This is a genomic window from Clostridium perfringens ATCC 13124 (assembly GCF_000013285.1).
Taxonomy (GTDB): Bacteria; Bacillota; Clostridia; order Clostridiales; family Clostridiaceae; genus Sarcina; species Sarcina perfringens.
This window is the reverse complement of record NC_008261.1, coordinates 228,119-248,133: the sequence shown is the minus strand read 5'-3', so window position 1 is coordinate 248,133 and position 20,015 is coordinate 228,119. Positions and strand designations below refer to the sequence as shown.

Sequence of the window (20,015 nt, the reverse complement as noted above, 5' to 3'; positions counted from 1 at the left end):
TTAAAATAAAATTATTAAAACACTTATTTAATCCTTAAGATTTTTTCATAATATCTCTAATTATCTATTTGTTATATATCTCTACAAAATTTATTATATTAGAAAAAAAGTTATATTTATATAACTAAATTTGTGTTATAATTAAGTAAAATTTATAGATAATGCTAATTAAACTAAGAACTTTCAAAAATTGTTCTTTTTCACCTTTATGAGAATTGTAACAAAATTTATTTGTCCAAATAATAATATAGTATGTAGAAGTTAGCATAATTTATAAATTTAAAGCTGGTATAAAAATACCAGCTTTTTTATTTAGCAAAATCAAAGTTATCTTCTTTAAACTTTTCCATAAGTTTATTGCTGTTACTTATTAGTCTATTTAACTTTTCATTTTCAACTGAATTTTCTTTTAAATCAACTCTTATGTCTTCTAATCCACTCTCTTTATCTGCTAATATTTTTTCTAATTCTCTTATGGTTAAAAGCTCATTTTCAAAAACTCCAGACTCCTTGGCCTCTTCAATAAGCTTTTCTTCTAAAACTTTTATATTTTTACTTATTTCTAATTTATTTAGTTTATACTTCCATGTATCTAATGAGAAGAAGTTTTTAATAATACCCCTATCCTTAAGACTATGCTCTTCTGACACCTCTATGAGATTTTTTTGGTTAATAGCCCTTATATACTCTTCATAAGAATTAAAGGATTTAATCTCCTCAGACTGAAGAGCCTTCTCTTTAAACATATCCCATTGAGATTTTATAGCATTTTCAGTATTATCTTTTTCAGCTACGAATTTTCTCTCATTTGTTAATAATAACTCCCTTGCCTCTTGCACTTCCTTAAGATTTTTTTCTAAGTTATTTTTTTCTGAAAGTATTTTATCATATTTCTCTTTTTCTTCTAACCAAGCTTGAACTAACTGATTATAGTATATTTTTTCTCTTCTTTCTTTTCTTAATATTTTATTTGATATGCTTATTTCCATTACAAAAATAGGCACTAAATTCTCTCTTGAAATTTTAAACTCCTTTAAAAGAATTACTAATAATAAAGGACCTATATAAGCTCTTAACATATCATGTCTAGTTCTAAATTCATAAAAATCAAAATCTTTTTGAAAGGCTACATAAATTGAAAAAACTGATCTTATAACAAATTCAGAGCTCTCACTTATTCCACAGTCTAAGGCAGCTTTTAAAAACTCCACTTGATTTAATCTTATATTTTCCTTAATTGCTCCCTCAGATATATCTGTAAAATTCATCTTATTTAATATGATTTTTCTCTCATCTAAAGGTATTGTTCTTAAAACTTCATAAATTATATCAGAAACCTTGTCTTTATTATCCTCTTCATGATTTATTTCAGCTGACAAACTATTCATTATTACTATTAAATAGTAATTTATTATAGCCTCTAATTTATCTACCTTCCCATTAAATCCATTACGGCTTTCAATTATAAAATAAGCCTTTTCAACTATACTATCTAAAGATTTATCAAAGGTTTCCTTATCTGCAACTGAGGCCACTGGAGTATTAGTAAGCTTTAATAAAATATAATATAGCTTTAATTTTAAAATCCCGTCAGAATATTTTTTTAAGTCCTCTACCTCTTTTTCAATAAACTTTAAAAATTCTTTCCTTTGAGATTTCAAAAATATACTTTTAGATTTATTTAAGAAAATACTACCTAAACTTAAACTCTTCAAAAAGGCATAGACAACCCTAAGTTCATATCCTTGTAAGGATAAAAACCCCTTATAAAAGTCTGGATATTTATTATTACTTTCTTCAGCAGATTGATCCTTCTCTATATAAGTAGTAAGTTTAACTTGAAGTTCTTTAAAACTATTTAAAACTTCCTGAAGCTCTAACTCTTTCTTCTCTAGTTTTTCTGTAAGCTCCTTCTTTTCTTCCTTAACATTTCTTAAAAGTTCCTCAAGCTCTTCTTGCTTTTTTTCATCATCACTATTAGTTTTTATTTGTTTTTCTAGACTTATAATAAATTTTTCCTTATTTTCAAGGACCTTTTTATCTATTGCTAAGTCACATTCACTCTCTTTTATGCTTTCTGGAGTAATGAAACTATAATCTGCCTCTAAGCTCATCTCTTTAGTTACATTTTTTAAGTACCATATTAAAATTTCATGCACTTTCTTTAATGCTAATAATGTACTATTTTCTTCTAAATTGCTATCTATTTCTTTATTAGCACTTTTCTCCCCTTTAATTCTTATATATTCCCCATACTCAATTATCCAACTTGGAACATATTCTTTTAAATTATTTAAGGTATTCTTAAAATTAGCTTCTTTATCTCTATTTATTTCATATTTTTCTTCAAGCTTAATTAATAGGTCTTCCACAACCATTCTTAAAGCGATATATGTTAAAGCTGCATGGGTCTCCCATGCCTTTTCAGCATTTTTCAATAAATCATAATAGCTTTCAATACTTGTTTTTAATATAAAATCAAAATTTGTACTTTTTTTACTCTCCATACTTTCCCCTCTAAGCATATATATTGTTTAATGCTTGTTATCTTTAAATAAATCAAAAATACCTTTTAATAATACTTGAGCTTTTTTGTCTTCAAGCTTTTTAAATTTATTATTAATGTATTTTTTATTAGCCTCAACTTTAAGATTAACAAAATCTATATCTTTTTTAATCTCTTCAGTAACAGTTTTATGTTTTATTATGTAAATATATTCTTCATAGCATAAATTTAAGTTAGAAAATGATTTTTTAATTATGAGTATTAGAGCTACTATTAACACTACTCCTAATACTGAAATCACTCTAGCCATATTATTATAATGCTGATTATAATTGCTAATTAAACTTACGATAAAATCACTAGACATTATACTGTTTAAATTTTCTATAGCTATTAATATTGCAAATATTATAAAATAAATTATTCCTAAATACTTAACTCTTGTATATACTAACCTTTCAAAGTTACTTTTCTCCTCAATATTAATATTTATGTTATCTATAGATGACATAATTTCTCTTATTCCTGACAATATAAAAATCATAGCTATTATGCACATAACATATACATCTAATGATTTAGAAAGTCCATATGCACTTCCAAAAAATTTATAACTTATTACTCCTAGTGTGGTATATCCTATTATAATTTTAAAGTCACCCAGTATAAATTTCTCTTTTATAATTTTTATCTTTGTTATAACAAATATGACAACTATGGCTATTATAAACTTAACTATAACTTCTCTATATAAAAATATCTCATTAAATATAATTTCAAATAAATTTTTATTATTTATTTTAGAATTCATTCTCCCTAAGGTATCTATTAAAATAAATAACATTGGAATTAACATTATTAATAGGGATACTTCCTTATAATTATTAAAGTTCTTTCTTTCCATTGCCATGGTAACACCTCCATTCACAGTTATTTTATAAATATTTTGTGAATTCCTTATTATATTATATACCTTTAATTTTTAGGTTAAAACATTTAAAATATAAAAAAGTTATGAAATAATTACATATCTCATAACTTTTAAAATATTAATATACAATACTATAATTATTTAAAGTTCCAATTAATATACCATCTAAATAAATATCTCCATTCTTCTTTATAAATCCTCTTCTTCCTTCTATATATATAGCTCCACTTGGTTTTAAAATTCCTGCATACCTACCATCTAAATATACACAACCATTAGTGTCTACTAAGCCTCTTCTATTGTTTAAATAAAACTCCTTAATACACGCTTTTTCTCTCCTTAACATATATAACCTCCATTATATACTTCTTGTTGTAAGATTATATTATTCTTTAAGATTAAATATTACAAAAAAGGCTTAGAAAAACTTTTCTAAGCCTTAATAACTATTTATTATCTATAATTATATCCTTTGGTTCTATATCCTTAATATCTTTAATCTTTCTATAGAAAGTAAGATCTCCATTAAATAAAAATTTGCTGACAATACTTTTATTTATTAATACCATCATAAGAAGTGGTAAACATACTCCAATTATAGTAAACATTATATACCCATAATTAAATACATCCATAAATAAAGTTGCAACTTGTTTATGTAAATACATTATTACAAGAGAGTTAGCTCCAATTATAGTAAATAATTTCTTATACTTAAACTTACTAATCTGATAGCTTAAAGAAAGTATAAAAATTGTTATGGTAACTGGCATTAATATATCAAAAATAGGATCCTTATAGTAAGAGTATTTTATATTTAAGTAATAGTATATTCCAATACTACTATTTAGTATAAACATAGCTACTACCCCTATACTTGATAAAATTAATGTAGAAGTTTCTTTAAACACCCTTTGTATATTTAATTTAGTTATATAGTATCCTAATGCATAGTATGGCAATGTTATTAAAACAGTATCTAAATTCCAAAATACAAATTGATTTTCAGTTATCTCAGTTACACTTGATGGTATAAAACTCATAGAATATATGTGAGCTAATATATAACTTAATATACACACAAAAGCTAACTTCTTAGATGTTAATCTCTTATTTAATTGATCAAATACTACCTTTGTAACAAACATTACAGGTATAAACCAAAATACTCCCCATGTGGCCTTTCCACCATATGCATATTTGATAATTTCATGTATTAAATCACCTAAGGAAAAATTCCCATGATAATACATAATATAATTAAAACTAATATCTATTAATGAAAATATAGCATAAGGAACAAAAAACTTTATTGCTTGCTCCTTTATGTTCATTCCTCTTTTATATAACATTCCACTTATTATAAAAAAGGCTGGCATGTGAAACCAATAAAGATAATAAGCATTTTCAAAAGGCGAATGACATAATACAACACTTATTATAAGAAGTCCCTTTGCAATGTCTAAATAATCTAATCTTTTCCTTTGTTTTAAAACAGTATTCATATTACTTCTCCTAATTTAATCATTAATATAATGTAGCTATTACCCTATATTTATATTTCCCATAATTTATATAAATATGAAGATATCTTAAAAAATTATAATTTTAAAATACTCCATTAATCTTTTATCATATCTAATATAATACTTTTATATTTTAAATATGATTTAAACTCAATATGAATTTATAATTAAATATATAAATTTTATAATTAAAAATAACTTAATATTACACTATTTTTAATTATATTGTATTTTTAATATTATATTTTTAACTTTTTTGTGAATATATGCATATATCTGTGTTAAAATCTAATATATGCTATAAAATATAATTTTAATAACTCTTATATTAAGGAGATTTAAAACATGGATAACCCAATATTTTTTCATATTTTTAATGATGATAAAAATAAATTAGAAACTCAAAGAATAATAAAACTATCCATTTTTATAGTTTTCTCTATATTTTTTATATTGCTAATAGATTTATCCTATAAAGTGCTTATTAGAAAAAATATAGAGTTTATTCCTGGTAATTCTATGCCAAGTTTCTCATTAAGTTTATCATTAATATTAGGAACAATGGCATACATAAGTTCATTAATATACTATTCAAGCACCAAAAAAGATGATTTTTTTATAATCTCTTTAATATATATGAATTTATCTGTAGAACTTTTAATTACTAAAGGACATAACCTAATAATATTCGATAAGTTTATTTTTATACACGCAATATTTAGGATAATTTTGCTTTTTTATGTTGCCTTTAATAAGAAAGGAATATCCCCTCTTATTACTAAACATAAAATAATTACATCAATAGTAGTTTTTTTATTTTCAGTTATAACACCTATGATTAACTATAGAATTTTTTCTAACAATTTATTTGCTAAAGATATTTATTTTTATGCTACTTTAATGACTATGATTATTATCCTATACATAATCGCTTGCATATTCTTATCAAAGAAATCTTTAGATGATTGTGAGTTAATATATTCATTTATAATTGCTAGTATTCTTTTAATAGCCCTTAGAGGATTATATTGGATTTGTGAAGTACTTCTTCCAAATATAACACTTTTAAAAACCAATAATGTTGTTCTTCTACTTACCATACTATCATTTTTATTGGCTATAAGTGGAGTTTTTAATGAAATTACAGCTAAAAACAAAAGAAGCTCTTTACTACAAAATGAACTTCAAGTTTTTTATCACTTAGTTGAATTTAATACTAGTAGTTCTATAATTTTATATGATAATAAAAAGAAGGTTATATATACAAACAAGACAATAAGAGAACGCTACTGCAAATCAACTAAATTAAAAGATCAACTTAAAGAGGTAGAAAAATTATTTGTAGATTCGATTTTTATAGATGACTCTGAAAAAAATGCTACTAAAGCACTTTTTAATAAGGGCAACTGGGAAGGTAAGCTTATTTTAAAAAATGGCAAAATAGTAAGTGCCTACATACAGATATTAAATGTTGAAAATAAAAATTATTTTGCTGTAAATTTAAAAGATATAACCGAAGAATATACCCTAACAAAAAATATTAAAAGAAATGAACAATTATTAAGTTGTATAAATAATAACGTACAGGATTTAATAATAAGTGTTGATAATAATGGTTTAATTACATATGTTAATGATTCTGTATTAAAAACATTAAATTATACCTATGAAGAAATTATAGGAATGCCTATAATAAACCTTTTAGGTAAAAATGATGAGATATTAAATCAATTAAAACTAGAAGATGAGGAAGATAGTATTAAATGTAAACTTGTTGGTAAACATTCCTTTGTATATGTAGAATCTATAATTAGAACTTTAAATGATAATAATGAAATTCCTTATGGAAAAGTTATAGTTGCAAAAAACTTAACCTCTAAAAAACGTCTTGAAAATTTAGCTATAAAATTTAAAGAAGCTAAGGCTTATGAACAAATAAGAAATGAATTTTTCGCCAATATATCACATGAGCTTAGAACACCACTTAATATTATCTATTCTACAATACAGTTATTAAATTCTAAGCATGAAACTGACCCTATGGACTTTAATAACTTCTATGATAAATATAAGCAAGGTCTTAAGATAAATTGTTATAGAATGCTTAGACTTATAAATAACCTTATTGATGTTAGTAAAATTGAAGTTGGATTTTTAAAAGCTGATTTTACTAATAGAGATATAGTATTCCTTGTAGAAAATATAGTATCTTTGGTTATTCCTCATTCTGAAAATAAGGATATTAATATAATCTTTGATACTAATGTTGAAGAAAACATAATAAAATGTGATCCTGTAAAAATTGAAAGATTAATTCTTAACTTACTTTCAAACGCAATAAAATTCACCCAAAATCATGGTGAAATATTTGTAGATTTAAACATCTCAAAGGATTGGGTTAAAATAAGCATAAAAGATAATGGAATTGGTATTCCCAAAGAAATGCAAGCATCAATTTTTGATAGATTTGTACAAGCTGATAAATCCTTAAAAAGAAGAAATGAAGGTAGTGGAATAGGTCTTAGCATTGTAAAGTCTATTGCAGAACTGCATGATGGTAAAATTGAACTTATAAGTGATGGAATAAAAGGTTCAGAATTTATAGTATGGCTACCAAATGTAAAATTAAATTACACAGAAGAAAGCAATAATTTAGTTGATTATATAACAGATGATAAAAATATAGAGTTAGAGCTTTCTGATATTTATGAAGTACATTAAGAAAATACTTATGAAAATACCTTTTTGAAACAACTTATTTTCTTATAAATTTAAAAGCTTTATTATATTAAATTACACCCCGCTAAGTAAACACAGTATAAAATACTGTTTAAAATCTACTTAACGGGGTAATTTTTTTATGCAGTACAATTTTCTTTTATCTTGATTGCACTAACCTCATCCCTAGTTAAAGTTTTTAAATTATTATAATTGATTAAATAAAAATAATTGTATAACTTTCTAAGCTTATTTAAATAATCGTAACTTCTTTCTGGTATATCAAAACTTACTTTTGTCTCATCTCTTTCATCTGCATATTCAATTTTAAAATCATCTACTTGAGGAAATTTTAAAAGCCCCTCAAATGTTATTTGTCCTCTTACAAACTGATGTCCAGAACAAGAATATAAAGTTTTTATATTAGGCTGAGTATTTAAAAAAATTATTAAATCCTTTAACTCAACATCTATAGCTAACCTACTATTAAATCCGCACTTTTCTGTCTCTTCCTCACTTAAAAGAACTGATCCCCTTCTCAATTCTCTCATATAATAATTGTATGCTTGTATTAAATCAAACTCATCTTCAGAAACCTCTGAAACCCTCCCCCTAATAAATTCAGGTAAGTCTCCTTGTTCTCTTTCTAATTTCAACTCAGTTACTATCTTAAGTGCTTTTAAAACCTCTTCATTGGAATAATCCTTTAATAAATTCTCCATTTTAAATCCCCCTAAATTTTAAGAATAGTTACCCTACTTTTAATAACAACTTAGCATATTCCTCATATTATGCATATTTTCAACTTAATTAATAAAACTATAACCTTATAAAAACTGACATATTCTATATATCAAAATATTTTTACTATTTTATTATTTGCAACTATATTCATACTAATATTAATGAATATTTTAGTGCTAATTCTAATGGTACCTAATAAATCTTTTATTTTTCACATATGAATCAAACTTAATTAATATAAAGCTTGTAATTTTAATTATCAACTCTACTTTACTATTTCTTCACTTATATATTATTATATTTTCGACTTCATTTTGTAAATATTTACCATATAATTAGTATATATGTTTTCTTACAAAAAATAAAATCGTATTTTAGCCCATTTATTCAAATTAGATAAAATTAAATCTCATTTTCTTTCATTTTGGATTTAATTGTAAATATTTTACATATCAAACAAAAAGAAAAGTTATATCAAAAATATACACCTTTGATATAACTTCTCTTAATTATTTATCTTAAAATTTATTCTTTGACTTATAATCTTATATTCTAACTTATTAAACTTTCTCTAATCTCTCTTATTTCAACCCTATTAGAATCATAGTTGGATGTAACCTTAAAAAAAATCTAAACTTACATTCTCTACACCACCCATTTTATTTAACATATTCTCAATGGTTGCTGCACAGGATGCACATTCTATTTTTCCTATTATAAGTCAAATATATATTCTTTAAGTCTATGTCCTAATTTATCAAGCTTAAATTCTAATTTATTAACTTTATTATTAATATACTTAAAGAAAAACTCATAAAAATTAAATTTTTAAAAAAATTCATTAATTCTAAATTCGCTTTAAATTGCTCAAAAATCAACTTTTGAACCCTAAAAAACAACAGATCTAAATAACTTTATACTATATACAAAGCTATAAACATCATTAGAATTTCGATTTATTATGATAAAAGCATACATTATTCTAAAATAACCTTAAATTTATTAAAGAATTTTAAAAATATAAACATCAGCTATAAGTAATTTTATATTGTCTATAAAATTACTTATATAGTTAAATGATTAATATATAAAAATTATCTCTTATTGCTCTAAAATCACTTTGAATTGCTTAAAAAAATAAATTTCTTTAAACCCTCCAAAACAATAGATCCAAATAACTTTATATTATTTATAAAATCACTCACATCATTAGATCAATAATATTTTTATTTTAAATAAGCTAAAAATATTACAGTAATTATTCTAAATTCGCTTTAAGCTACTCAAATAAAAAAATTTGAATCTCCAAAAACAACAGATCTAAATAATTTTACCTTAATAAAGTTAAGTAAATCATTAGAATAATTTATTAATATAGAGCATCCTAAATTTGCTTTTAGTGATTCAACTAAACTAAATTGAAACTCTAGAAACAACAGATTTAAAGAACTTTATATTATAATAAAACTAAATACATCATTAGAAATATAATATTTATTTATCTATTAGCTTATTTAGTACACTTAATATCTCTTCAATTTTTTCATCTTTAGATTCATTATTTTCGAAAGCACTCTTAACACAATTATGCATATGTTGTTGCAATATTAATTTATTAGCTTTCTTTAATAATGCTTGGGAAGCCATTACTTGATTTGAAATATCTATACAATATCTCTCATCTTCAATCATTCTGATTATTCCTTCAATTTGCCCTTTTGCTGTCTTCAAGCACTGTAATGCTTTCTTTTTCTCTGCATTCATGTTCATCGCTCCCTATACATTTCACATACAACCCCCACTGGGTGTCTGTAATTATATAATAACTCTCTACTTATTTTATGTCAACATACTTTTGAATATTTTATGAACACAATTAACATTTAATTAATATATTAGATTTTATCAAAAATATTTCTAATAATTTAACAGATTATAAATCTATTTCTAAAATAAATCTTTTTATAAACCTATTTTTCAAAAAGCTCTCCTATTCTATTCTTTCCACTTCTTCAATTTTCTACTTCTTCAATTTTCTACTTCTTCAAATTTCCACATCTTATATTTTTCCACTTATTCTATTCTTTCCAATTATTCTATTCTTTACAATTATTCTATTAATTCAAAGAAAACCATCTATTTAAATATATAGTATATTAATACTTATCTATATTATATAAAAAAATAAAAGAAGATTCACACTATATTTAATATGAACCTTCTAATTTATATATAAAACAAAATAATATCTCTAAAATATAATTATAATTTTAATATAATATTGAACCTTCTTTTATATAAGTATTTTTATCTATATTGCTATTTGCCAGTATTGTAGTATTAGCTTCAATATAAGATCCCTCTTTAACCATTACATTACTATCAATATTACTATTAAAAGATATAAAAGAATAATCTCCTATCTCAATATTATTTCCTAAAGAGCATTTTTGTTTTAAAATAACATGTTTACCTAGCTTAAATCTTCCTACACTAATTAATCCTGGATATATTATAGTTCCCTCACCAACTTCTTGTTTATTAAAAAAAGTAACATCCGGATGAATAATTGTAGCAAATTTTATTTTGTTTTTTAACTTATTTTCTATTTCTTTTTTTAATTTACAGTTGTCTATTGCTATAATCGTAAATAATTCATTTTGGCTTTCTAATTTCTTAAAAAAATAAAACTTATCTTTTTTTCTACCTTCAAAATAATTAAACATTGAATCTATAGATCCAAGAACACTATATCCCTCAATATTACTTCCTGCTTCATCTTTTTTAAGACTTATAAAGCCTAACACATTCCAAGTATTTCTTTTTGAATTTATAGCCTCTATTATTTTAACAACCTCTTTTCCTATGTTTTCAGTTCCAATTATAACAATATCCTTCATTAAAACACCTCACTAAACTAATTGTTTAAAGATCTATATCAAAACGCTCTTATTTATTAATAATATAATATCAATTCAAAATATTAATTAACTTATTAAATCATATTAATTTAAATATTTATTTATTCTCAATTATTTTTACAATTTATGTATATTAATCCATTATTTGTCCATAATTAAAATATCCACGATTAATAAGTAGATTAATTCTTAGTTTTAAAATAATTAATGATACTTCCCCAACAATATATCCTTAATAACTTCCCCTTTTATTGCTATGAACTAAGAAACTACTTATTGTGGATTTAAAATTAAAAAAGGAATATTTATAAAATTTATTTATATAAATAAATTTTATAAATATTCCTTTTACTTTTTTATCTTATTCATATTCATCTTAGTTCATATTAAAAATCAATTTTAATTATGACTTTAACTATAGTATTAATAAATATACAATTAAATTACGATTTAATTGTATAAAAAAAGCTTAGTGAATAATTCACTAAGCTTTTGGTGGCTCGAGCAGGAATCGAACCAGCGACACGAGGATTTTCAGTCCTCTGCTCTACCGACTGAGCTATCGAGCCATAAAATAAAAACCTGGCGACCACCTACTCTCCCACACAGTCTCCCGTGCAGTACCATCGGCTTCTAAAGGCTTAACCGTCGTGTTCGGAATGGGAACGGGTGTTACCCTAAAGAACATCATCACCAGATGTTTGAAAAAACTTTGTTCTTTCAAAATTGCACATATTTAATTTACTATATTTGGTCAAGCCCTCGATCTATTAGTATCGGTCAGCTGAACATGTTACCATGCTTACACCCCCGACCTATCAACCTTGTGTTCTTCAAGGGATCTTACTAGCTTACGCTATGGGAAATCTCATCTTGAGGTTGGCTTCACGCTTAGATGCTTTCAGCGTTTATCCATTCCCGACTTAGCTACCCAGCTGTGCTCCTGGCGGAACAACTGGTACACCAGAGGTCAGTCCATCCCGGTCCTCTCGTACTAAGGACAGCTCCTCTCAAATTTCCTACGCCCGCGACGGATAGGGACCGAACTGTCTCACGACGTTCTGAACCCAGCTCGCGTGCCGCTTTAATGGGCGAACAGCCCAACCCTTGGGACCTACTTCAGCCCCAGGATGCGACGAGCCGACATCGAGGTGCCAAACCTCCCCGTCGATGTGGACTCTTGGGGGAGATCAGCCTGTTATCCCCGAGGTAGCTTTTATCCGTTGAGCGATGGCCCTCCCACGAGGTACCACCGGATCACTAAGCCCGACTTTCGTCCCTGCTCCACTTGTGGGTGTCGCAGTCAGGCTCCCTTCTGCCTTTGCACTCTTCGAACGATTTCCGACCGTTCTGAGGGAACCTTTGGGCGCCTCCGTTACTTTTTAGGAGGCGACCGCCCCAGTCAAACTGCCCACCTAACAATGTCCTGTGACCAGATTCATGGCCGCCAGTTAGAATTTCAGTACTGTCAGGGTGGTATCCCAAGGTTGACTCCACCAAGGCTGACGCCCTGGTTTCCTAGTCTCCCACCTATCCTGTACAGACAATACCAAAACTCAATGCTAAGCTACAGTAAAGCTCTACGGGGTCTTTCCGTCCAATCGCGGGTAGCGAGCATCTTCACTCGCACTACAACTTCGCCGGATTTACAGTTGAGACAGTGCCCAAGTCATTACGCCATTCGTGCGGGTCAGAACTTACCTGACAAGGAATTTCGCTACCTTAGGACCGTTATAGTTACGGCCGCCGTTTACTGGGGCTTAAGTTCACACCTTCGCTTGCGCTAAGTGTTCCCCTTAACCTTCCAGCACCGGGCAGGCGTCAGCCCCTATACATCAGCTTACGCTTTAGCAGAGACCTGTGTTTTTGCTAAACAGTTGCTTGGGCCTATTCTCTGCGGCCTACTCTCGTAGGCACCCCTTCTCGCGAACTTACGGGGTCAATTTGCCGAGTTCCTTAACTGTAATTCTTCCGCCGGCCTTAGGATTCTCTCCTCACCTACCTGTGTCGGTTTGCGGTACGGGCACTACTTCTCTCTCTAGACGCTTTTCTTGGCAGCGTGGAATCATGTACTTCGGTTCCGTAGAACCTTCCCCATCACGCCTCAGCATTATGAGAGCGGATTTGCCTACTCTCACTGCCTAAACGCTTAGACTAGCATCCAATAGCTAGCACACACTATCCTCCTGCGTCACGCCATCGATAATAACGATGGTAGTGGTACTGGAATATCAACCAGTTGTCCATCACCTACGCCTTTCGGCCTCGGCTTAGGTCCCGACTAACCCTCAGCGGACGAACCTTCCTGAGGAAACCTTAGGTTTTCGGCCTGTGGGATTCTCACCCACATCTCGCTACTGATGCCAACATTCTCACTCGTAACCAGTCCACCGCTCCTTACGGTACGACTTCAGCCCGGTTACGACGCTCTCCTACCGCTTGAACTAAGTTCAAGCCCGTAGCTTCGGTGGTAAGTTTAGCCCCGTTACATTTTCGGCGCAAGATCTCTCGACTAGTGAGCTATTACGCACTCTTTTAATGAATGGCTGCTTCTAAGCCAACATCCTAGTTGTCTTAGAAATCTCACATCCTTTCCCACTTAACTTACACTTTGGGACCTTAGCTGACGATCTGGGCTGTTTCCCTTTTGACCACGGATCTTATCATTCGTAGTCTGACTGCCGAGCTCAAAGTATGTGGCATTCGGAGTTTGATAAGGTTCGGTAAGCGCTATGCCCCCTAGCCCATTCAGTGCTCTACCTCCACTACTCATACTCGACGCTAGCCCTAAAGCTATTTCGGAGAGAACCAGCTATCTCCGGGTTCGATTGGAATTTCTCCGCTATCCACAGCTCATCCCATGCTTTTTCAACAGCAACGTGGTTCGGTCCTCCACGAGGTTTTACCCTCGCTTCAACCTGGCCATGGATAGGTCACCCGGTTTCGGGTCTACGGCATGCAACTAGTCGCCCTATTCAGACTCGGTTTCCCTTCGGCTCCGTACCTTAAGTACTTAACCTTGCTACATACCGTAACTCGTTGGCTCGTTCTACAAAAAGCACCTCATCACCCTCATAAGGGGCTCTGAGCGGTTGTAGGCACACGGTTTCAGGTTCTATTTCACTCCCCTCCCGGGGTTCTTTTCACCTTTCCCTCACGGTACTGCTTCACTATCGGTCATCAGGTAGTATTTAGCCTTGGGAGGTGGTCCTCCCTGCTTCCCACAAGGTTTCACGTGTCTCGTGGTACTCTGGATCATAACTCGTGGTCTTCTCGTTTCACTTACAGGACTATTACCTTCTACGGTGGAACTTTCCAGTTCTCTTCAGTTACAATAGCCTCCACTTTTATGTTATGTCCACAACCCCGGAAACAAGTTTCCGGTTTGGGCTCTTTCCCTTTCGCTCGCCGCTACTAAGAAAATCGATTTTTCTTTCTCTTCCTCCAGGTACTTAGATGTTTCAGTTCCCTGGGTTACCTTCATTAAGCTATGTATTCACTTAATGATACATGGGGTTTCCCATGTGAGTTTCCTCATTCGGAGATCTTCGGATCTCAGGCTATGTGCGCCTACCCGAAGCTTATCGCAGCTTATCACGTCCTTCATCGGCTCCTGATGCCAAGGCATTCACCATGCGCCCTTTGTAGCTTGACCTATATTAGTTATAGTTCTCATTTTACAAAGAATAGAAATTGGTTTTGCCAATTTGGCTTGTTGTTTCTATAAATTAAATTATGTGCAATTTTCAAAGAACAATTTTGAGAGATAGTCTCTCAAAATTAAACAGAGATATTATCCAGAATTCATTATCATCTTAGTTGTCCTAAGATGTATTCCTTAGAAAGGAGGTGATCCAGCCGCAGGTTCTCCTACGGCTACCTTGTTACGACTTCACCCCAATCGCTGACCCTACCTTCGGCCGCTGCCTCCTTGCGGTTAGCTCACGGACTTCGGGTATTGCCAACTCTCATGGTGTGACGGGCGGTGTGTACAAGACCCGGGAACGTATTCACCGCGACATTCTGATTCGCGATTACTAGTAACTCCAGCTTCATGTAGGCGAGTTTCAGCCTACAATCCGAACTGAGACTGGTTTTTAAGTTTGGCTCCACCTCGCGGTATTGCATCTCTCTGTACCAGCCATTGTAGCACGTGTGTAGCCCTACACATAAGGGGCATGATGATTTGACGTCATCCCCACCTTCCTCCTGGTTAACCCAGGCAGTCTCGCTAGAGTCCTCAACTTAATGGTAGTAACTAACGACAAGGGTTGCGCTCGTTGCGGGACTTAACCCAACATCTCACGACACGAGCTGACGACAACCATGCACCACCTGTCACCTTGTCCCCGAAGGGATTTCCTCGATTAAGAGTAATGCAAGGGATGTCAAGTGTAGGTAAGGTTCTTCGCGTTGCTTCGAATTAAACCACATGCTCCGCTACTTGTGCGGGTCCCCGTCAATTCCTTTGAGTTTTAATCTTGCGACCGTACTCCCCAGGCGGAATACTTAATGCGTTAGCGGCGGCACGGAGGTGTTGAAACCCCCACACCTAGTATTCATCGTTTACGGCGTGGACTACCAGGGTATCTAATCCTGTTTGCTCCCCACGCTTTCGAGCCTCAGCGTCAGTTACAGTCCAGAGAGTCGCCTTCGCCACTGGTGTTCTTCCTAATCTCTACGCATTTCACCGCTACACTAGGAATTCCACTCTCCTCTCCTGCACTCTAGATAACCAGTTTGGAATGCAGCACCCAAGTTGAGCCCGGGTATTTCACATCCCACTTAATCATCCGCCTACGCTCCCTTTACGCCCAGTAAATCCGGATAACGCTCGCCACCTACGTATTACCGCGGCTGCTGGCACGTAGTTAGCCGTGGCTTCCTCCTTGGGTACCGTCATTATCTTCCCCAAAGACAGAGCTTTACGATCCGAAAACCTTCATCACTCACGCGGCGTTGCTGCATCAGGGTTTCCCCCATTGTGCAATATTCCCCACTGCTGCCTCCCGTAGGAGTCTGGGCCGTGTCTCAGTCCCAATGTGGCCGATCACCCTCTCAGGTCGGCTACGCATCGTCGCCTTGGTAGGCCGTTACCCCACCAACTAGCTAATGCGCCGCGGGTCCATCTCATAGCGGATTGCTCCTTTGGTTAAATGATGATGCCATCTTTCAACATTATGCGGTATTAATCTTCCTTTCGGAAGGCTATTCCACTCTATGAGGCAGGTTACCCACGTGTTACTCACCCGTCCGCCGCTAATCCATTTCCCGAAGGAAACTTCATCGCTCGACTTGCATGTGTTAAGCACGCCGCCAGCGTTCATCCTGAGCCAGGATCAAACTCTCAATTTAAAAGTTTAATCTATACTCATATTACTTATAAAAGAATTGCTGGTTTATGTTAATATCTTCTGTTTAATTTTCAAAGACCATTTCGTTGTCGCCCTCAAGCGACTTTCTTATTTTAACATCTTTAAGAAACTTTGTCAACAACTTTTTTCAAATTTTTATTTGATGTTTTGTTGCCGTGTCTCTTGCTGACGAAATTTATCTTACCATTTTAACCATATTTAATTTAATACTTCTCTCTGTTTTAGATAAAATATATTATTATTTCTATATTTTTCTTTAAAATACTTACTTTTTCCTATATAGATACACTAGGTAAAGTGTTTTAAATAAAATTTACATTCAATATACTTTTCTGTATAATATTGTATTATTTTATACTATATTTTTAGATTATATAAAAAATACGCTTACATTTTGCATACAAAAATAGATTTTCATATTAATTTATATATAATTTTCTCTATGTTTTTTAATTAATAAATAAAAATATATTAAAGTGATTAAATGTAATTTACTAAATAATAAATAGAAAACACTTATTTACTATTAAATATAATCACATAGATCTATTCTCCAACTAAGTTTAAATTATTAGCAAACTCCTCTAGACTATATTGAGCATAGTCTGTGTTAATTGCTTTTTTACCTATATCAGTGTAGTAAGAAGCATAAACTGATATTATTAAAAATGCAAATAAAGAAAAAACTACACTTTTCCTAAAATACTTTATAAAGACTACTCCTACTAATACAGATATGGCTAACCATAAAATTTCTGAAGACACATCTATCTTTAATGAATTTATAACTACCATGCATTGCATTATGCCAAAAAATAAAATTATACCAGCTAATAATAAAAATACTGTTATTATGGCTGAAAATAGATATGCTATGACCATATTAAAATAAGAATTACCTGTAAAGTCTTTTTTAGTTAATATATAAGAAGCAATAAATACATTTATTATTGCAAGCAAAATTATTCCTTTATATGTTTCTAAAATGAAGTTACCAAAAAAATTAACAAGACTCTCTAAAAATAATGTTGCTGTAATATCTCCATTATAAATTCTAGCCTTAGATAATTCATCAAACTCTATTCCTGATATTTCACTCATAAAGTTTAAAACTACCATTCTCATTATTATCATAATTAAAACAAATAATATTATTTGAGCATTTGCCTCTTTTAAATATTTTTTAGATGATTTTCTAGCCATAAGAAATTCCCCCTCTTTTATAATTCACTTTAATTATTGACAAGCAGTATCAATCTTAATCACTAAAACATATAATCCAAAAATATATTTATATTGATTAATAAAACTCTAAATTAATATTTAGGTAACTATTAATAAACATATCCCTAATTTAAAATAGGCATATTAAGATTATTTAAAATTAATCTTAAATATGCCTGTATAAAATAAATTAATATGAGGTAGCTTTTAATCAATTATCTATTTGCTCTTCTTTTTTGTGTTGATATTTAAAATTTCTAATAGTCTAACAATAATTTAATTATATTAGATTAAATTTTATCTTAAACCAAGTCTTAGTTATTCTTCTAAACAATTTAAGAATAAGGTATATACTTAAAAATCATCCATATATTTAAATTTACATTTTGCATTCATCCTTAAAATTTGCAAAAAACTTTACATAAATATTATATTAATTTCTTTAATAATAAAAAATATCTTATTTATACTTATTAATGTATTAATTTTACATATATTATTGTTTTTGTAATATAATAATCTTTTTTTACCATTTATTAACCCTTTATTTAAAAGTTAACTTAAAATTTTCAATTTTTTTGTGGATATTACTAAGGGTTTTAAGGTATAATTTGTTGAAATTACTATAAAACTCTCGAAAAATATATTAAAGATAGGTGATTAAATGAACAAACTTAAAATTGTATCTTTGTTTATGAGTAGCTTTTTAATGATTAGTGCTTTTTCAGCACCATTAATAACTAAAGCAAATCCCGAAGTTAATAAATTACAAGAGGAGAAAAAACAAATTACAGAAGAAAAAGAAATTAAAAAGGGAAAGCTCGATGAAATTAAAGATAGCATTGACGCTAAACAAGCTGAGCTTAATTCAGCTCAAGCAAAAGTTACTGAATATGAAGAGAAGATAAAAACTTTAAATAATGAAATTTCTTCAACTGATTCAGAAATAAGTAAAGTAGAAAAATCAATTGAAGAAAATACTACTGAAATTGAAAAAGCTAAAAAAGAACAAGAGTTAAAGCAAGAAATATTAGGTGAAAGACTTAGAAACGTATATAAATCTAACTTAAACGATAAGTTTTTATATATGATTCTTGAGTCTAAAAACTTTGGAGAATTATTCTCTAATATAGCAAATATAAGAACTCTTGTTAAAACAGATAATAAGCTTATTGAAGAGATTGAAGCTTTAAAAAATGAACTTGAAGTTAGACAAGCTGAACTTGAAACTTCTAAATCTACATTAGCTAGCAAAAAAGCCGAACTTCTTTCTAAAGAAAAAAGTCTTAATGAAGTTAAGGCTGAACATGAAAATACATTAAATACTTATAAATCTCAATTAAACGAATTAGAGGAATTAGAAGCTGAAAAGAATGCTGAACTTAAAGAATTAGCAGATAGGGAAGATGAAATTGAAAAGGAAATTCAATCATATTTTACTAAAACTCCAAGCACAGCATCTCCAACTAGTAATTCATCAAGTGGATTTATAAGACCAGTTGCTTCTTCTACCATAACTAGTTCATATGGTCCAAGAGTTCACCCTGTAACTGGTCAGTATAAAGTTCATACAGGTGTAGACTTTGCAGCTTCAACAGGAACTCCATTTGTAGCTGCTAAAGATGGGGTTGTAACCGCTGCTGAATATCATCCTGCTTACGGAAATATGGTTATAATAGATCACGGTGGTGGATTCAGTACTCTATATGCTCACGCATCTCAATTAAAAGTTTCTGTAGGTCAAAAAGTAAAACAAGGACAAGTAGTTTCTTTAGTTGGTTCTACAGGATATAGTACAGGCCCTCATGCTCATTTTGAAATAAGAATTAATGGACAACATGTAAATCCAATGGATTATATTTAATAGAAAAGATAGTCATTTGACTATCTTTTTTTATTTACATAATTATTAATTAAATTTCTATAAGAATAATTTTACATATCAATTATTGATTATTAAAAGATATATATTATTAATTAAATACTTGATTTTAATGGAAACATAAAATATAATGAAAGCGTTAACACATTGATAACCATTTTAATACTTTGTACATTTTTATGTAACAA

General features: G+C 29.9%; 11 protein-coding genes, 1 tRNA gene and 3 rRNA genes. 2 read left to right on the top strand and 13 right to left on the bottom strand.

What is annotated here, in order from left to right:
• Window positions 1-308: 308 nt before the first annotated feature.
• From CPF_RS01035 to CPF_RS01020, 4 genes are all read right to left on the bottom strand, one after another.
• Window positions 309-2,507, bottom strand: coding sequence for a hypothetical protein (locus CPF_RS01035; RefSeq protein WP_041702516.1), 2,199 nt, complete (start codon window positions 2,505-2,507; stop codon window positions 309-311).
• Between the two features lie 27 nt (window positions 2,508-2,534).
• Window positions 2,535-3,416 carry a hypothetical protein gene (locus CPF_RS01030; protein WP_011590099.1) on the bottom strand — a complete coding sequence of 294 codons (882 nt, stop codon included), beginning with the start codon at window positions 3,414-3,416 and terminating at the stop codon, window positions 2,535-2,537.
• 139 nt (window positions 3,417-3,555) lie between these two features.
• Window positions 3,556-3,783 (bottom strand): hypothetical protein, encoded by a 228-nt coding sequence (locus tag CPF_RS01025; RefSeq protein ID WP_003458280.1) that lies wholly within the window; start codon window positions 3,781-3,783, stop codon window positions 3,556-3,558.
• A gap of 100 nt (window positions 3,784-3,883) precedes the next feature.
• The gene (locus tag CPF_RS01020; protein ID WP_003458257.1) at window positions 3,884-4,942 is read right to left on the bottom strand and encodes an acyltransferase family protein; all 1,059 of its coding nucleotides are present in this window, start codon (window positions 4,940-4,942) and stop codon (window positions 3,884-3,886) included.
• Between the two features lie 366 nt (window positions 4,943-5,308).
• On the opposite strand from CPF_RS01020, the gene CPF_RS01015 reads away from it, so the two are divergent.
• On the top strand, window positions 5,309-7,684 hold the full coding sequence (locus CPF_RS01015; protein WP_003458291.1) for a sensor histidine kinase: 2,376 nt from the start codon (window positions 5,309-5,311) through the stop codon (window positions 7,682-7,684).
• Between the two features lie 137 nt (window positions 7,685-7,821).
• Here the strand turns inward: CPF_RS01015 and CPF_RS01010 are convergent, their stop codons facing one another.
• The 9 genes from CPF_RS01010 to CPF_RS00975 all read right to left on the bottom strand — a co-directional run bounded on the left by CPF_RS01010 (window position 7,822) and on the right by CPF_RS00975 (window position 17,924).
• Window positions 7,822-8,403 (bottom strand): hypothetical protein, encoded by a 582-nt coding sequence (locus tag CPF_RS01010; RefSeq protein WP_003458357.1) that lies wholly within the window; start codon window positions 8,401-8,403, stop codon window positions 7,822-7,824.
• A 641-nt stretch (window positions 8,404-9,044) separates the two neighbouring features.
• Window positions 9,045-9,131 carry a cation transporter gene (locus tag CPF_RS15245; RefSeq protein WP_223932484.1) on the bottom strand — a complete coding sequence of 29 codons (87 nt, stop codon included), beginning with the start codon at window positions 9,129-9,131 and terminating at the stop codon, window positions 9,045-9,047.
• Window positions 9,132-9,919: 788 nt separating this feature from the next.
• A complete protein-coding gene (locus tag CPF_RS01005; protein ID WP_003458296.1) occupies window positions 9,920-10,189 on the bottom strand; it encodes a metal-sensing transcriptional repressor in 270 nt (89 codons plus the stop codon).
• A 506-nt stretch (window positions 10,190-10,695) separates the two neighbouring features.
• Window positions 10,696-11,325 (bottom strand): hypothetical protein, encoded by a 630-nt coding sequence (locus CPF_RS01000; RefSeq protein ID WP_003458283.1) that lies wholly within the window; start codon window positions 11,323-11,325, stop codon window positions 10,696-10,698.
• Window positions 11,326-11,839: 514 nt separating this feature from the next.
• Window positions 11,840-11,915, bottom strand: a tRNA-Phe gene (locus tag CPF_RS00995).
• A gap of 11 nt (window positions 11,916-11,926) precedes the next feature.
• Window positions 11,927-12,044: ribosomal RNA gene (gene rrf, locus CPF_RS00990) — 5S ribosomal RNA — on the bottom strand.
• A 52-nt stretch (window positions 12,045-12,096) separates the two neighbouring features.
• Window positions 12,097-15,001, bottom strand: a 23S ribosomal RNA gene (locus CPF_RS00985).
• Window positions 15,002-15,188: 187 nt separating this feature from the next.
• Window positions 15,189-16,701 (bottom strand): 16S ribosomal RNA (locus CPF_RS00980).
• The 16S, 23S and 5S rRNA genes sit together here with 1 tRNA gene alongside, the layout of an rRNA operon.
• Window positions 16,702-17,267: 566 nt before the next feature.
• Window positions 17,268-17,924 carry a hypothetical protein gene (locus CPF_RS00975; protein ID WP_003457542.1) on the bottom strand — a complete coding sequence of 219 codons (657 nt, stop codon included), beginning with the start codon at window positions 17,922-17,924 and terminating at the stop codon, window positions 17,268-17,270.
• A 685-nt stretch (window positions 17,925-18,609) separates the two neighbouring features.
• Between CPF_RS00975 and CPF_RS00970 the strand changes: the two genes are divergently transcribed.
• Window positions 18,610-19,809 carry a murein hydrolase activator EnvC family protein gene (locus tag CPF_RS00970; RefSeq protein ID WP_011590097.1) on the top strand — a complete coding sequence of 400 codons (1,200 nt, stop codon included), beginning with the start codon at window positions 18,610-18,612 and terminating at the stop codon, window positions 19,807-19,809.
• Window positions 19,810-20,015: the final 206 nt, after the last annotated feature.

What these genes read in the sequence shown, in the direction of transcription:
- CPF_RS01005 (WP_003458296.1), bottom strand. Translation starts at nt 10,189, where the DNA reads ATGAATGCAGAGAAAAAGAAAGCATTACAGTGCTTGAAGACAGCAAAA.
- CPF_RS01020 (WP_003458257.1), bottom strand. Translation starts at nt 4,942, where the DNA reads ATGAATACTGTTTTAAAACAAAGGAAAAGATTAGATTATTTAGACATT.
- CPF_RS01000 (WP_003458283.1), bottom strand. Translation starts at nt 11,325, where the DNA reads ATGAAGGATATTGTTATAATTGGAACTGAAAACATAGGAAAAGAGGTT.
- CPF_RS00975 (WP_003457542.1), bottom strand. Translation starts at nt 17,924, where the DNA reads ATGGCTAGAAAATCATCTAAAAAATATTTAAAAGAGGCAAATGCTCAA.
- CPF_RS01025 (WP_003458280.1), bottom strand. Translation starts at nt 3,783, where the DNA reads ATGTTAAGGAGAGAAAAAGCGTGTATTAAGGAGTTTTATTTAAACAAT.
- CPF_RS01010 (WP_003458357.1), bottom strand. Translation starts at nt 8,403, where the DNA reads ATGGAGAATTTATTAAAGGATTATTCCAATGAAGAGGTTTTAAAAGCA.
- CPF_RS00970 (WP_011590097.1), top strand. Translation starts at nt 18,610, where the DNA reads ATGAACAAACTTAAAATTGTATCTTTGTTTATGAGTAGCTTTTTAATG.
- CPF_RS01030 (WP_011590099.1), bottom strand. Translation starts at nt 3,416, where the DNA reads ATGGCAATGGAAAGAAAGAACTTTAATAATTATAAGGAAGTATCCCTA.
- CPF_RS01015 (WP_003458291.1), top strand. Translation starts at nt 5,309, where the DNA reads ATGGATAACCCAATATTTTTTCATATTTTTAATGATGATAAAAATAAA.
- CPF_RS01035 (WP_041702516.1), bottom strand. Translation starts at nt 2,507, where the DNA reads ATGGAGAGTAAAAAAAGTACAAATTTTGATTTTATATTAAAAACAAGT.